Source organism: Streptomyces roseoviridis (assembly GCF_039535235.1).
GTDB lineage: Bacteria > Actinomycetota > Actinomycetes > Streptomycetales > Streptomycetaceae > Streptomyces > Streptomyces roseoviridis.
The window spans coordinates 81298-95935 of sequence record NZ_BAAAWU010000001.1; the positions used below are offsets into that span (position 1 = coordinate 81298).

General features: G+C 75.2%; 5 protein-coding genes. All 5 read right to left on the bottom strand.

Features of this window, described 5'->3' with window-relative positions:
* Positions 1-85 precede the first annotated feature (85 nt).
* Complete coding sequence (locus ABD954_RS00365) at positions 86-1447, bottom strand: hypothetical protein (RefSeq protein ID WP_345483669.1); 1362 nt, start codon at positions 1445-1447, stop codon at positions 86-88.
* A complete protein-coding gene (locus ABD954_RS00370; RefSeq protein WP_345483670.1) occupies positions 1444-6540 on the bottom strand; it encodes an amino acid adenylation domain-containing protein in 5097 nt (1698 codons plus the stop codon). Before ABD954_RS00370 ends, ABD954_RS00365 begins: the two co-directional genes overlap by 4 nt.
* Positions 6537-12248 (bottom strand): SDR family NAD(P)-dependent oxidoreductase, encoded by a 5712-nt coding sequence (locus tag ABD954_RS00375; protein WP_345483671.1) that lies wholly within the window; start codon positions 12246-12248, stop codon positions 6537-6539. Before ABD954_RS00375 ends, ABD954_RS00370 begins: the two co-directional genes overlap by 4 nt.
* A 218-nt stretch (positions 12249-12466) precedes the next feature.
* Positions 12467-13321: a formyltransferase family protein gene (locus ABD954_RS00380; protein WP_345483672.1), complete on the bottom strand. Its 855-nt coding sequence runs from the start codon at positions 13319-13321 to the stop codon at positions 12467-12469.
* A 15-nt stretch (positions 13322-13336) separates the two neighbouring features.
* On the bottom strand, positions 13337-14614 hold the full coding sequence (locus ABD954_RS00385; RefSeq protein ID WP_345483673.1) for a M20 family metallo-hydrolase: 1278 nt from the start codon (positions 14612-14614) through the stop codon (positions 13337-13339).
* Positions 14615-14638 lie beyond the last annotated feature (24 nt).

Sequence of the window (14638 nt, forward strand, 5' to 3'; positions counted from 1 at the left end):
CCGAAAAGCGGAAGAATCCGACGCAAACGGCCGGTGGGCCACCCCTGGTCGAGGGGCGGCCCACCGGCCGTTCGCAGGGGTCCCGTCAGGCGGCTCCGCGGTCCACCGAGACCAGCGCGGTGTGCAGCAGGTCGTCCTCCCAGTTGACCACCGGGGACCGGTGCGCCGGAGCGAGCCGGCAGAAGCTCCCGGCGTACCGCCCGCGCAGCAGGAAGGGCGAGACCACCGCGGTGACCCGGCGCACCTCCAGGGCGCCCCCGCGCACGACGGGTACGCCGACCGGGCGCGGTGCGACGTAGCGCTGCGCGACCGTCGGACACTCCCCCGACAGCGCCTCGTCGACGGCGAGCCGCCACCGGCGCTCGTCCGTCGCGCGCCCGAGGAGCACACCGCGTCCGCCCATCTCGAAGGCCGGCTTCAGCAGGTATCCGGCCTGCCGGCGGAGCAGATGGGTGGGCAGGTGCGTCCGGTGGCCGTCCGGCAGGACCACCGTGCGGTCGGCGACGAGGACGGTGTACGGCACCCGCCGCCTGACCACCGCATGGCCGGCGCGGCCGCTCGCCGCGGCCTCCCACAGCCAGGCCAGGATCCGCTTGCTCGCGAATCCGAACGCCGTCCGGGGGACGAACGTCACGGTCCGGGCCGCGCCCTCGATCTCGTGCAGCCGCGCCGCCCGTGCTCCCAGCCGCTCGGCGACCCGCGGCACGTAGTACCGGACGGCGAGGTCGTAAGCGTCTCCCGAACGGTTGCGCAGCCGGCCGGCGACGACCTCCACTCCGTCACGCGGATCCTCTCGAGAGGCGGCCAGACCGTGTCGCCGGAGCATCCGGACCTCGTCGTCGAAGACGGCGTCGGGGTGGGGCTCGCCGGGCTGGGTGACCCCGAGGACGGCGACCCGGGGCGGCCCTCCCCCGGCGCCCGGTGCCCAGGCCCGCAGCGCCTCGGCCTTGCGGGCGTAGTAGTCGGGCGCGGTCAGTCGCAGGCCCTGCGACCTCAGCCGCCGGGCGGCCGGGCCGCCGAGGTGGGCGCCCACCGCGGCGGCCATCGCCCCGGCACCGCCGAGCGCGCTGTCCACGTTGACCTCGCAGACCCGCCAGCCCTCCGCGCCGAGCACGACATCGGCCCGTACGGAATCGGCCCAGTGCTCGATGCCGGGGGTGCCCGGGGCCGGCCGGCGGTGTTCGACGCCGGCCAGGGCGGCGAGCCGTCCCGGGTCGCCGTCGCAGCGTCGCAGTGCCTCGTCGCGGATGAGCGCCGTGAGTTCCCGCAGGTCCGCGAGCGCCGACCGGAGTTCCGTTCGGTCCACGAGCAGCGGGCGGGCGGGCATCCAGCCCTCTCCGTCCGCGAAGGGATGACCGCGCATCGCGTCCGCCAGGGCCTCCCCCTCCCCCTCCGTCCGCGCGAGGGCCCGCTGCCATGCCCGGGCGGCGTCCCCCGCCCCGCTCACGTCCGCTCCGGTGCGGCCGGGGCCGTGGGGCGGGTGGCGAGACCGCGCACCCGACGCACGCGCCGCAGCAGGGCCTCGCGGTCCGGTCCGCCGGCGCGCGGACCGGCGGACCCGTCCGGCGGGGGCGGCGCGAGCCGCTCCGCCAGGCTCCTGACGGTCGGGTGCTCGAAGAGCAGGTGGGACGGCACGGCCCGTCCGAGGCGGCGCGCCAGCCGGTGGCACACGGTGAGCACGGCCATGGAGTCACCGCCCAGGGCGAAGAAGTCGTCGTCCGGACCGATGGGGCGCCGGTCGAGGACCTGCTCCCACTCCTCGGCCACCTCGCGCTCCACCGGCGTCATCGGCTCCGGTGAACCGCGGTCCGCCTCACCCGTGCCGGTGAGGGCCGCGAGCACCTCGGCACGGTCGACCTTGCCGTTGGCCGTGAGCGGCAGACGGTCGAGGACCGCGACGCGCGCGGGGACGAGGTAGCCGGGCAGCCGCTCCCGCAGCCAGGCGCGCAGGGCCGCCTCGGTCGGCCGTTCCGCCGCGGGCCCGGTCTCGACCGCGGCGAGCAGCCGCAGGCCGCCGGCCGGGTCGGGGGCGGTCAGTGCCACCGCCTGCCTCAGGGCGGGATGCGCCATGAGGGCGTGTTCCACCTCTCCGGTCTCCACCCGGAAACCGCGGATCTTCACCTGCCCGTCGTTGCGGCCGAGGTATTCGATCGCCCCGTCGGGCAGCAGCCGTCCCCGGTCGCCCGTTCGGTACAGCCGGGCCCCCGAGCCGTCGGGGTGGGGGACGAAGCGTTCGGCCGTCAGCTCGGGGTCGTTCAGATAGCCGACGGCGAGCCCGGAGCCGCCGACCACGATCTCGCCGACGGCTCCGACGGGCAACGCCCTGAGCCGGTCGTCCATGACCTGCGCGGTGGAGCCGCTGACGGACCGGCCCACCGGAACCGACCGGAGTGACGCCGGATCGCGGTCCAGCCGGTGGCAGCAGGAGAAGGTGGTGTTCTCCGTGGGGCCGTATCCGTTGACCAGCACGCCCCGCGGCACGTGCCGCTCGGCCTCGGCGAACAGCCCGGGCGGCACCGCCTCACCGCCCACGAGCAGGTGCCGCATCCCCGCCAGGTGGCGCGGCGCCGCCTCGATCATCCGGGCGAACAGCGTGACGGTGAAGAAGCCGACCGTCACGCCGTGGGCGGAGACGGCCGCACAGAGCCGGCCCGGATCCGAGAGGTCCGCGGGGTCCGGGACGACGACGGCGCCGCCGTTCACCAGCGGTCCCCACACCTCCAGCGTCGCCGCGTCGAAGGAGGAGTTGGCCACCAGCATGGTGCGGTCGCCCCGGTCCATCGGCAGTGTGGTGCTGCCGTGGACGAGCCGCACCACCGCCCGGTGGGGCACCCCCACCAGCTTGGGCGTGCCGCTCGTGCCCGAGGTCGGCATCACGTAGAGCAGGTCGTCCGGCCCCGGCCCGGTGTCCGCGCCGTCGGGCACGACGTCGCCCCGAGCCGTGGGGGAGGGCTCCGCGGGCACCTCGTCCACGAGGACGGTGCCGACGGCCGCCGGCAGCGTGAGCCCGTCGAGCAGCCCTGTCCGGCTGACGACGGCGGTCGCTCCCGCCCGCTCGGCCAGATCGCGCAGGCGGGTGCGCGCGTGTCCCGGGTCGAGCGGAAGGTAGGGGCGGCCCAGCCGGGCCGTGGCCACCAGCGCGGCGACCAGATCCGCCGACTTGTCCAGGACGACGACCACGGGACTGCGGTCCTCTCCGGTCCACGGGGCACAGGCGGCGGCCAGCGCGTCCGCGCGCCGGGAGAGCTGCGCGTAGGTGACCGGCGGGCGGCCCGGCAGCACGACGGCCTCGGCGTCCGGCCGTTCGGCGACTCGCCGGTCGAACAGGGCGAGGACCGTGGTGTCGTCCGTGGCCGTGCCGGGCACCGGGCGGGCCGCCTCGTCGAGCAGCCGCCGCTCGCGCGGCCCGACGGCCGGCAGCCGGCCGACCTCCGCGTCGGGTTCCGCCGCCACGGCGGCCAGCAGCTCGAGGAAGCCGTCCATGAGGCGCTGCCGTTCGCCCTCCAGGAAGGCGCCGTCGTCGCACACCCAGCGCAGTCGCAGACCGTTCGCCTCGTCCACGAAGAGGGCGAGGTCGTAGACCGCGTTCATCGGTACGTCCGGCCACCGGGTCAGCACCGCTTCCGCCGCGTGCCGGGGCTCCCCGGCCCCGACCTCCTGGGCGACCACGATGCGGGCGGGCGCCGCGACGCCACCTCCGCGGCCGAGGGACAGGGGCCTGACCATCTCCTCGAACGGCAGGGCCGCGTGGCGGAACGCCCGCGCCGCCCGCTCGGCGAGCTCCCGGTGGTACGCGCGGAACGACGCCTCCCGGGTGACCGTGTCACGGACCGGTACGAGGTTGACGAAGTAGCCCAGTGCGTCGTGGGTCCGCAGGTCGTCCCGGACCGAACGCGCCACGCACACCGTGTTGTCGGGACCGAGTCCGCGCTGGTGCAGGAACGCCTTGAACGCGGCCAGGACGGTGGTGAAGAAGGTGGTTCCCGCTTCGGCGGCGAACTGCCGTAGGGCCGTGACGATCGGCGCCGGGACCTCGAGCACGGACTCCGTGGTACGGCGCGGGGCCGGCCCTGCCGGGCGCAGGAACGGCTCCGGGAGACGCATCTGGTCGGCGAAACCGTCCAGCTCGCGTGCCCAGAAGGCGCGAGCCGCGGAGCTTTCCGGACCGTCGAGCCAGGACCGCAGGGCGCGGGCGGCGGGGCCCGGCGCCGCTTGGACGAGGGTGTCCCGGGCATCCGGTTCCGCGTACGCGCGGGCCAGCTCGCCGTCCAGGATCTCGGCGGACCAGCCGTCGAAGACGGTGTGATCGGCCGCGACCAGGAGCGCGGCGAAGTCGGGACCGCGCAGCAGCTCGGCGTCCCAGGCCTGGACGGTGACGTCGAGGCGGCGGCCGCGCAGCTGCTCCAGGCGGTGGGCGACCTCGGCCGGCGAGGACACCTCCCGTACGGACCACGGCGCCTCGGCCCAGGCGCGGACGTGCTGTTCCAGCGCCCCGGACGCGTCGGTGCGCAGTACCGTGCGCAGGGCCTGGTGGCGGTCCGTCACCTGCTGGAGGGCGGCGCGCAGCCGGTTCTCGTCGAGCGGGCCGTCCAGGCGGACGGCGTGCAGCACGGTGGTGTCCGCGCAGTCGGGGTGCAGTTCGCGCCACGCCCACAGGCCCTGTTGCGACGGCGTCGCGGGGAAGACCTCCACGCTGTCCGCCGCCCGGCCGTTTCCGCCGTCCGATGCCGGCGCGTCGGCCGGCCGTTCCGCGCAGCGCAGCGCGAGTTCGCGGACCGTGCCGGCCGCCAGCACGTCGGCGGCCGTGGCGTCGAGACCGGCGTCGCGCATCCGCGCCGCGATCCGCATGGCGGCCAGCGACGAGCCGCCCGAGCGGTGGAAGTCGTCCGTGACGCCGAGCCAGGCGGCGTCGAGCACTTCCCGCCAGATACCGGCCAGCGACTCCTCGCGCGCGTTCGCCGGTGGCACCTGCTCGCCCATGCCGTCGGGCCGGGCGGTGGCCTCACCGAGCAGAGCCCGGTGGTCGACCTTGCCGTTGGCGGTCAGCGGCAGGGCCGCCACGACGAGGATGCGCCGGGGCAGCATGAAGGCCGGCAGCCGGTGCGCGAGGGTCGCGCGCAGCTCGGCCGGGTCCGGCGCGGCCTCGCCCTCGACCGCGGGACACTCCACGGCGGCCCACAGGGAACGGCCCGCCGGGGAGTCCTGGGTGAACACCACGGCCCTGCGCACGCCCCGCTGCGCGACCAGCACCGATTCGATCTCGCCGGTCTCGATGCGGAAGCCTCCGACCTTCACCTGGCTGTCCACGCGGCCGACGAACTCCAGCTCCCCGTCGGGGAGCACCCGGGCGTAGTCCCCGGTCCGGTAGAGGCGCCGCCCGCTCGCCGGGTCGACGGCGAACCGGCCCTCGGCGAGTTCCGGTCGGCCGTGGTAGCCGCGGGCGAGGCCGGCGCCGGCGACGACGAGCTCACCGGTCTCGCCGTCGGGGACGGGCCGCAGGTCACCGTCGACCACCATGACATCGGTGGCGGGCAGTGCGCGGCCGATCGGGGTGCGCCGCCACGGTTCCTCGACCCGCTCGGCGTCGAAGAGGTGCAGGGTGGCCACGACGGTGGTCTCCGTCGGGCCGTAGCCGTTGACGATGCGCAGTCCGGGTACGGCACGGGCGAACCGTGCGAGCAGTTCCTGCGGCAGCGGTTCGACGCCCACGAGGACCCGGTCGAGCGCCGGGTCGCCGCCGCGCTCGGCGGCTTCGACCACGCCGGGCAGCACACCGGGCGGGATGTAGGCGTTGGTCACGCCCCGCGTGCAGAGCTCGGCCCAGAGCCGGTCGGGGTCGGTGAGGAGATCGGCCGGCGGCAGGTACAGGGTTCCGCCGAGGGCGAGCGTCGCGAAGATCTCCCAGACGGAGACGTCGAAGGAGGTGCCGCCGACGAGGGAGCCCACCGGCGTGCCCTGCGTGGGGGCGATCTCCTCGAAGCCGCGGAGCATGTTGAGGACGGAGCCGTGCTCGATCTGCACGCCCTTCGGTCGCCCGGTGGAGCCCGAGGTGAACATGACGTACGCGAGGTTCGACGGCGTCACTGCCTGCTCGGCTCCCGGGACCGGAGGCGGAAGCCTCCCGTCGTCCGGGTCCAGGGGCGCGATCTCGTCCAGGCGCAGGACCGGGATGCCCGCGGGCCCGTCGGCCGGGGGGACGGCGTCCGCGTCCGCGAGGAGCACGGCCCTCGGCGCGAGGTCCTCCAGCATGAGGTCCCGTCGGGCGGGCGGCAGTTCAGGGTCCACCACGCAGTAGGCGCCGCCGGCGTGCAGCACGCCGACGAGGGCGAGGACCGTCCGGGCGGACCGGCCGCCGACGACGGCGACCGTGTCCTCGGTCCGCAGACCTGCCCGGTGCAGGTGAGCGGCGACGGCCGAGGCCACCGCGCCGAGCCGGCCGTAGGTCCAGCTCCCGGTGGCGTCGTGGACGGCGGTGCGGTCCGGCGTCAGGCGGGCTTCCGCCATGACGGCGGCGCCCAGGGTCTCGTGCTGCAGACTCATCGGGGGTCACCTTCGATCAAAGGGGTGCGGGGGTTGGCGTCCGGTACCGCGGCCGGGTCCGGTGCCGCGGCCGGTGCCGACCGGGCGAAGCGCTCGGAGAAGCGGCGGCGGGCCGTCGTTCCGGCGCCGGCCGGCGCGGGAGGTTCGGCCACCGCGTCCAGTCCGTCCCGGGCGAGCGCGTCCAGCAGGCCCATCACCCGGTCGGCGAACCGCTGCACCGTCTCGGGCAGGTAGTGCTCGGTGGGGTAGAGCACCTGGAGGGCCAGTCCGTCCGGCCCCGGCAGGAACTCGACGCTGAGGCGGAACTTGACCCGCGACTGCGCGGGGAGCCGCAGTGGACGCATCTCCGGCGCGCCGTCGGGCCGGGGCCGGGGCTGCCCGTCGAACATGGTCGCGATGACCGAGAAGAGCGGGTTCTCCGCCCCACGCCCGCCGAGGCCGGACACCCGGACGACCTCCTGGTACGGGAGTTCGCTGTGGTCGAGGGCGGTCAGGAAGGCTTCGCGCACCGCCGACAGCGACGCGCCGAGCGTGCCGTCGCCGCCCTCCGGGCGCGGGCGCACCCGGAGCACGACCGGGTCCACGAACATGCCGACCACGGAGTCGAGACCGGGCAGGTTCCGGTTGGCCAGGTTGGTGCCGAGCACGACCTCGTCCCGACCGCACCACTCGCTCAGGGCGAGGGTCAGCGCGGTGAGCGCCAGCGTGTAGAGCGTGCTGTCCGCCTGCGCGGCGACGCGCCGCAGCTCGGCGAGCACGTCCGGGGAGAGCGCCGCGAGCGCCTCGCCCGCCGCCCCGCGGCTGCCGTCCGCCGCCACGGCGTCCGCGGGCGGTGCCACGGGTTCGATGCCCCGCGTGGCCTCGGTCCAGTGGGCCACCTGCCGTCGGTGGGCGGCCGAGTCGCGGAACTTCCGCTCCGCCAGCACGAAGTCGTCGTACGAGGACGTGGGCTCCGGCAGCGCCGCGGGGCCGCCAGGAGTGAGCAGCTCCTCCAGGTCCCCGCGGATGAGCTCCACCGACCAGGCGTCGACCGCGATGTGGTGGCAGACAAGCAGCACCCGGCTCGTGCGCGGCTGCGGCGCTTCGCCGGACCCGGCCACCAGGACCCGTACGGAGGCGCTGGTCAGGTCGAAGGGCCGGCCGATGAACTCCTGGGCGTGTGCCAGGAACTCCGCCTCGCACTCCGCCTCACCGCCGCCCGCGAGCTCGACCGACTCGATGTCCACCGCCTCGGGCCCGGTCACCCGGCGGCGCGGCGTCCCGGTGGCGTCGACGTCGTACGTGGTGCGCAGGGCGGCGTGCCGTTCCAGCAGGGCGCGGACCGCCGTCACCACCCGCTGTGGCGCGACACCCGGCAGGCACCAGCCGAAGGGGACGTTGTAGTTGGCCTCCTGGGGGTCGAGCTGCCAGAGGTACCACAACCTCTGCTGCACGCTGGCGAGTTCGTCGGCTCCGGCCGCCGCCTCCGAGGGCCGCCCGTCGTCGTCCGGGGTGCGGGCGGCGGCGCAGACCGTCTCCAGCTCCCGCACGGACCGGGCCCGGATCAGGGCGGCGAGCGGGACCTCGACGCCGAGCGCCGCCTGCAGTCCGGCCGCGATCTGCATCATCTGCAGGGAGTCCGCGCCCAGCATGCGCAGGCTCTTGTCCGGGTCGTCCGGTGCCCGGCCGAGCACCTTCTCCACCGTCTCCAGGACCGTGCACAGTACCTGGCCGGGCTCGTCCCCGCCGGCCGCGCCGCCGTGGGTGACGGTGTCCCGGGCCACGCGTGCCAGGGCCGCGCGGACACCCGCACGCCGCGTCTCGGTGTCCGACACCGCGGCGACGGTCACCGGGGCGGACACGCGCAGGGCCCGACGCAGCAGCCGGCTGCCCTCGGCGCCGTCCAGGGCGCCGTCGGCGGGCCGCAGATCCGCGCTCCAGCCGTCCCAGCCGATGCTGGTCCACGGCACCCCGGTGCGCGCCCGTTCCCTGACCGCCAGGGCGTCGAGGTACGCGTTCGCGCTCACGTAGGGGCCGAAGCCGAGGCCGCCGAGAACGGTGGAGATCGAGGAGAAGAGCACGACGAAGTCACAGGAGCGGTCGCGGAGCACCTCGGCGAGCACGGTCGCACCGCGCACCTTCGCCTCCGCCACCCGGGACGAAGGGTCCGCGAGGGCCTCCTGCAGGAGCGGGAATTCCTCGGTGTCGGTGTGTCCCGCGAGGTGGAACACCCCGTCCACCCGTCCGAACTCGCGGTCCGCCTCGGCCAGGACGGCACGCAGGGCCTGCTCGTCGGTCACGTCGAGCCGGACGGTCCGTACCGTGCAGCCCCGGCGCCGGGCCGCGTCCACCATCTCCTGCTGCGCCTTGCCGAGGCTCCGCCCGGGGTCGCGCCCGGCGAGCAGCACGGTCGCCGGGGCCTCCCGGCTGATCGCGTCCGCCACCACGGCACCCAGCCGGCCGGTGCCGCCGAGAACCAGGTAGGTGCCTCCTTCCCGGACGACGTCCCGCTCCCCCGCGACGGCGGCGCGGTGGTGCAGAGTGAACCGGGTGCCGTTCCGGTACGCCACGTCGCGCGGGTCGGGGGCCGCGAGTTCCGCGAGGACGGCGGTCGCGGCGGCCGCGGCGGTGTCCCCGGCGCCGACGTCCACCAGGTGGGTGCGCAGGCCGGGGACCTCGTGCGGAAGGCAGCGGACGAGGCCCAGCCCGGCGGCGGCCGCGGCCGAGGCTCCCTCGGCCGGCAGGACGGGGGTGAGGCCACGGGTGACCAGGAAGTACGCGGCGGGCAGCGGGCGCCGGGTCAGCAGCTCGCGGGCCGGGTCCCAGAGTCCTTCGGCGAGCCAGGCGTCGACGTCCGTGCCGAGGCGCGGCTCCGGGTGCGGGGTCTGCTCCTTCTCCGCCCACCGCAGGTCCACCACGGCGTCGGCCGGTCGGGCGCCGTCGCCGGGTACGACCGTGCTCCCCGCGTCGGCGAGCAGCCGGGCCACGGCGTCGGCCAGCGGGCCGCCGCGGGTCAGCAGCGCGACCCGGGGCGGCAGGTCGCCGAGGCGGCCGGCGCGCGGCGACACGCGCCATTCGGGGACGTCCAGGGTGGCCGCGCGGCGGTTTCCCGGGGCGGCCCCGTCGGCGTCGGGCCGATGGTTCCAGTAGCGGCCACGCCGGTCGAAGACGTGCCCGGGAAGGGTGACGAAGGGCTCGCGGGCCGTTTTGTTGACCGCGTCCCAGTCGATCGTCACCCCGTCCTGCCAGAGTGCGGCCAGGGCGGTCGCCAGGCCGGTGAAGCCGCCGGTGCCATCGCTTCCGGAGACGCTCACGGCCAGCGGTGACACGGTGTCGGTGGCGTTCCGCAGCAGCAGTCCGGTCAGCGCGGTGCCCGGTCCCGCTTCGACGAAACGGCGGTGGCCGGCCTCCAGGAGCGTGGCGAAGGCGCCCGCCAGCCGGATCGGTTCGCGCAGGTGCCGGACCCAGTGCTCGGGATCGACCGATTCCTCGGGCCGCAGCCACCGGCCGGTGAGGGAGGAGGCGACGGGAAGTCGGGGAGGACGCGGCGCGGCGCGCCGTACGGCCTCGCGGAACGGCGCGATCACCGGTTCCATCAGGGGCGAGTGGAAGGCGATGCCGCCGGGCAGCCGGCGGCAGCGGTGGCCGCCCGCCGTGAGCAGCTCCTCGGCCCGGGCCACGGCCCCGGGCGTGCCCGCGAGGACGACGCGGTCGGGGGCGTTCTCGCCCGCCAGCGACAGCTCGGGGCCGAGCAGGTCCTCGACGAGCCGGGCACCGCCCGCCACGGCCGTCATCGCGCCCTCGGCGGTGGCCCGCATCAGCCGGTCCCGCTCGTGCAGCAGTCGCATGAGCCCGTCCCGGTCGAAGACGCCCGCCTGGTACGCGGCGGCGAACTCGCCGAGGCTGCTGCCGGTCACGGCGGCCACCCGGACGCCCGCGGCGGCGAGCAGGCGCGCATGGGCGATCTCCACCGCGACCAGGGCGGGCTGGTACGGATTGCCCGCCGTCGAGGCCCCCGCCGGGGACGTGGGCGGACCGGTGAGGCCGGACAGCAGCTCGGGTCCGGTGTGGCCGAGCACGGCGGCGCAGGCGTCGATCTCCTCCCGGAACTCGGCGAAGCGCTCGTAGATCTCGCGGACCTCCGTGTCGTTGCGTCCGGCCTGGCCGGGGAAGGTCAGCACCACGGGACCGTCGGCGCCGTCCGCCCCGCCACTGACCGGTCCGGCTGCTGCCTGGCGCAGCGCGGCCGCCGCCTCCGCGCCGGTGCGGGCGACCACCGCGGTGCGGGCGGCGTGGACGGTGCGCCCGGCGGCGAGCGTGTGGGCGACCGCGCTGAGCGCCGGCGGCGCGGCGCCCTCCAGCAGCTCGGCCAGCGCCTCCTTGCCGCGGGCCAGGGCGCGGCTGTCGTGCGCGCTCAGCGGCAGGACCACGGGGGCGGCGGGGTGCGCGGTGGCCGGGGCCGCCGCTTCGGGCCGGTGGCGCTCCACGATCGCGTGGGCGTTGGTGCCGCCGACGCCGAAAGAGCTGACGGCGGCCCTGCGGTCCGCCTCGGGCCACGGTTCGGCCTCGCGGGGGATCCGGAACGGCGAGGTGTCCAGGTGCAGGTCGGGGTTCGGCTCGCGGAATCCGGTGAGCGGCGGGAGCACCCCGTCCCGGACCGCGCACACCGCCTTGATCAGTCCCGCCACGCCGGCGGCCCGGTCCAGGTGTCCGAAGTTCGACTTGAGCGACCCGAGGGCGGCGAAACCGGTCTTGTCGGTGAAGAGTTCGTACGCGCGGCGGGCTGCCTCGATCTCGATCGGGTCGCCCAGCCGGGTGCCGGTGCCGTGGGCCTCGTAGTAGCCGATGCTCTCGGGTTCGACGTCCGCCAGCGCGAGCGCCGTGGCGATGACCTCGCTCTGGCCGCGCACCGTGGGCGCCATGAAACTGCTCTTGGCGCGGCCGTCGTTGTTGGTGGCGGTGGCGCGGATGACGGCCTGCACCGGCCGGCCCTGGGCGAGCGCGTCCTCCAGCCGCTGGAGCACGACCACTCCGGCGCCGTTCGCCGGCACCGTGCCGTTGCTGCGCGCGTCGAAGGGCAGGCACCTGCCGTCCGGGGAGGCGATCATCCCCTCCTGGTAGACGTAGCCGCCGTGCTGGTCGGGGTCGAGGGAGACGCCTCCGGCGAGCGCGACGTCGGTGAGTCCCGACCGGAGGCTCTGGGCTGCCAGATGCACGGCGACCAGTGAGGACGAGCAGCCGGTCTGGACGTTGACCGCCTCGCCGTGCAGGTCGAGGAGGTAGGCGACGCGGGTCGCGAGGAAGTCCGGGCTGTTCGCGATCATCCGCTGGTAGCGCTCGTTCTCCGAGCCCGGGCCGGACAGCGCGGGCCGGTAGCGGCTGGGCGCGGACGCCGCGTAGACGGAGACGACCTCCTCTCCGCCGGGCACGACGGCTGCCGATTCCAGCGCCTGCCAGGCCAGTTCCAGAAAGACACGGTGCTGCGGATCCAGGAGTTCGGCCTCAGCCGGCGACACGCCGAAGAACTCGGCGTCGAAGGCGTCGGCGTCCTCCAGCAGACCGGACGCCGCGACCCGCCCGCCCTCCTCGGAGTGCGTGTCCCACCGGGACACGCAGTCGTCGCCGGCCACGCAGTGGGCCCAGAACTCGTCGATGTCCGCCGACCGGGGAAACCGCCCCGCCATGCCGATCACGGCTATGGGGGCGAGGCCCTCGTGTGCTGCGTTCATGGTGTGGTTCGCTCCTCGCCAAAGGCCCGGCGGCGGGGGCACCCGCGGGATCGCGGAGCCCGGGCCGGGCGGGGTGTGCCGCCGTCCGCTCGGGACGCGCGTGCCCGCGCCGGGTCTCGGGACCGGCGAGGCGGGTCGTCGCGAGGGACCGGCAGCCGCTGGATGCACTGAACGGAAGGGCGCCTCGACCGCGCCCCGGGCCGGTTGCGACGGCGGGCTCAGACCGCCGTCGCTCGTCGCTTCATGTCGGCGTAGCCGGCCACGGCGGCCGCCCTGCGGGACCGGTCGAAGTCCTTGCTCCGGAAGTCGCGGTCGTCGGGAGCGACGACCCGCAGTCCCGCGGGCAGGGTGTCGGTGCGCCGGCTCACGTCCCGCGCGACGCCCACCAGCAGGTCGAACGCCGTCCGGAAGGAGGCACCCTTGCACTCCCAGAGGGACTCGAAGGCGAACGGGTCACGCAGCCGCTCGGCACGGATGAGCGGACCGGTGTCCACCCCGTTGTCCACGAAGTGCACCGTGGCACCGGCGCACCGCCGGAAGCGTTCCATGTCGCGCTGGGCGGCGACCTGCTCGGTGGCGTACATGCCCCGGGCATGGGGCAGCACGGCGGAGTGGCCGTTGACGATCCGGTCGGGGGCCAGTTCGATCCACCACGGCGCCAGCAGGCGGTCGAGGAACACGAAGAAGTAGGGGGAGGGCTCCCGGCGGCACAGCTCCTCGGCCCAGACGCGGACCTCGGGGGCGTTGAGGTTCTCACCGAGGAAGCCGAGACGCCCCGGCAGGTCCTCGGGCAGCGACGGCACTCCGTACAGGTGGAGCATGGCCTCGTCCGTCTCGCCGAGGTCGCCGTAGAGGCGGCGCAGCTCCTCGTGTTCGCCGGGGGTGAGGACCCGTTTTCCGGCATGGGCCCGGTGGAAGCGGACGCGCTGCCGGTAGAGACCTTCCCGGGCCGGGTCGTCGCGTACGTGGACGCCGCCGAACGACGGCGAGGCGCCGAACTCCTCGAGCCACTGGGACATCAGATAGGTCGCGTGGAAGCTCCCCTCCGACATCAGGACACACGTGGACTCCACGTCGGTTCTCCTTTGTCATTCCTCGTCGGCGAGGGTCAGGGCCGTGGCCGCGAGAAGGTTGATGGCGCGCGTGCAGGACTCGGCCGTGGAGTACTCGCGCGGGCTGTGGCTGATGCCGTCGTACTCGCCCCTGGCGAAGACCATGACCGCCGGGCAGACGGCCGCCATTTCCTGGGCGTCGTGCCCTGCTCCGGAGAGGATCGGGCTGTGGGTCAGGCCGAGGGCCTCCGCCTCCCGGGCGACGATCTTCCGGAGTCTGCCGTCGAAGGCGACCGGCGAGGTGCGTGCCATGCGGCGGGTGGTGATGCGCACCCCGTCCTGCGTCTCCTGCAGCCGGTCGAGGTGGCGCGCGAGGTGTTCCTCCGCGCGGACCATGCACTCCTCGTCGGGATTGCGCAGGTCGACCGTGAGGTCGGCCCTGGCGGGGACGATGTTGGTGTCGCCCGGATGGAGAGTCAGGTGCCCCACGGTGGCTCGGAGGCGGCCGTAGTCGCCGCTGTCCACCATGGTGCGCAGGTGGCGCACGATCCCGGCGGCGACGAGACCGGCGTCGGCGCGCATCTCGGTGGGGGTGGCCCCGGCATGGGCGGCGCGGCCGTGGACGACGATCTCCTGCCACGAGATGCCCTGCGTCCCGGTGACGACCCCGACGTCGGTGCCCGAGCGGAACAGCAGCGGGCCCTGTTCGATGTGGCATTCGACGTAGGCGTACGGCGGTGGGTCGAGCCGCACGCCGTGCGGGCCCGCGAAGCCGATCCGGGCCAGCTCGTCGCCGAAGGCAAGGCCGTCCGCGTCCGTCAGGGCGTGGGCCTCCTCCAGCGGGATCCGGCCCGCGGCGACGGCGCTTCCGAGCATGTCGGTGCCGAACCGGACGCCTTCCTCTTCGCTGAAGGAGGCGATCTCCAACGGGCGGCGCGTGGTGATGCCGCGTTCGTTCAGCGTGCGGATGATCTCCAGGCCGCCCAGGACGCCCAGGCAACCGTCGAAGGCGCCCGCCGTCGCCACGCTGTCGATGTGGGACCCGATCATGACCGGCGGGGCGTCCGGCACGGTGCCGGCCCGGCGGCCGTAGATGTTCCCCACCGCGTCGACGCGCACGGTGAGTCCGGCCTCCTCCATCCACGACACCAGCTTGCGGCGCCCTTGTGCGTCGGCGTCCGTGAGCGCCAGCCGCCGCACGCCGCGCAGACCCGTCTGCTCGTCCTCGTACGCGCCGATCTCCGCCAGCTCCATGAGCGACCGCCACAACCGGTCACCGTCGACGGTGACGTGCTCGGGTACGTCACGGGGCATGGTTCTCCTCAGGGCAGGGGTGTC

What these genes read in the sequence shown, in the direction of transcription:
- ABD954_RS00375 (WP_345483671.1), bottom strand. Translation starts at nt 12,248, where the DNA reads ATGAACGCAGCACACGAGGGCCTCGCCCCCATAGCCGTGATCGGCATG.
- ABD954_RS00370 (WP_345483670.1), bottom strand. Translation starts at nt 6,540, where the DNA reads ATGAGTCTGCAGCACGAGACCCTGGGCGCCGCCGTCATGGCGGAAGCC.
- ABD954_RS00385 (WP_345483673.1), bottom strand. Translation starts at nt 14,614, where the DNA reads ATGCCCCGTGACGTACCCGAGCACGTCACCGTCGACGGTGACCGGTTG.